Origin of the sequence: Streptomyces katrae, assembly GCF_000966975.1 — a bacterium.
Lineage (GTDB): Bacteria > Actinomycetota > Actinomycetes > Streptomycetales > Streptomycetaceae > Streptomyces > Streptomyces katrae.
Genome location: NZ_JZWV01001026.1, coordinates 1 through 797 on the forward strand (window position 1 = coordinate 1; position 797 = coordinate 797).

Annotated in this window: 1 protein-coding gene; it reads right to left on the reverse strand. The window is 75.9% G+C overall.

The window, feature by feature from the left end; all coding sequences use genetic code 11:
- A partial coding sequence (locus VR44_RS31650; RefSeq protein ID WP_045951064.1) for a sigma-70 family RNA polymerase sigma factor occupies positions 1 to 797 on the reverse strand: 797 nt, incomplete at both ends.

Genomic DNA, 797 nt, shown 5'->3' on the forward strand with positions numbered 1-797 from the left:
GTACCCGGCGGCGAACCACCCGATCACCGCCACCGGCAGCAGCGCGGGGATCCCCGCGTTCACGTCCTTGAGCTCACCGGCCACCAGCCGGCACTTGGCGCACTCCTCCAAGTGCCCCCGCAGCCCGCGCTCGGCCCGCATCCGCAGCCCGCCCCGCGCGTACGCGCCCAGCCGGTCCGCGTACCGCGCGCAGTCCCCGCCCGCACTGAGCGCGGAGCTCACGTGCGCCTGGAGGTAGGCCTGCTTGAGGCCCTCCCGGGCACGGGAGGCCAGTACCGCCGTCGCGTTGGCGCTCAGCCCGAACAGCGGGGCGATCGCACTCGGCGAGGCCTCCTCGACCGTGGTGTGCCACAGCACGGCCTGCCACCGCTCCGGCAGGCTCCGGAAGGCCTGCATGGCGAGGGACCGCTCGGCCTCGTGCATCGCCCGGACGTCCGCGCCCAGTTCCAGGGTGTCGTCCCCGGACAGCCCGCCCAGCGCGCCGCCGCTCTCCGCCCCCGCGGCCGCCTGCTCCGCGAACACCGCGAAGTCCTCGACCAGATGCTCCCGCCGCGCCGTCTTCGTCCAGGCCGCCGCGACGCGCCGTACGGTGGTCAGCAGATAGGCCCGTACCGACTGGTCCGGCCCCGCACCGCCCCGTACCGCCTGGAGCGTCCGCGCGAACACCTCGGCGGTCAGGTCGTCCGCGGTGTGCGCGTCCCGGCAGCAGGTCCGCGCGTAGCGCCGTACGGCCTCGGCGTGCCGGCGGAACAGCTCCTCGTACGCGCCGTCGTCGCCGCCGCGCATCCGGGCGGCCA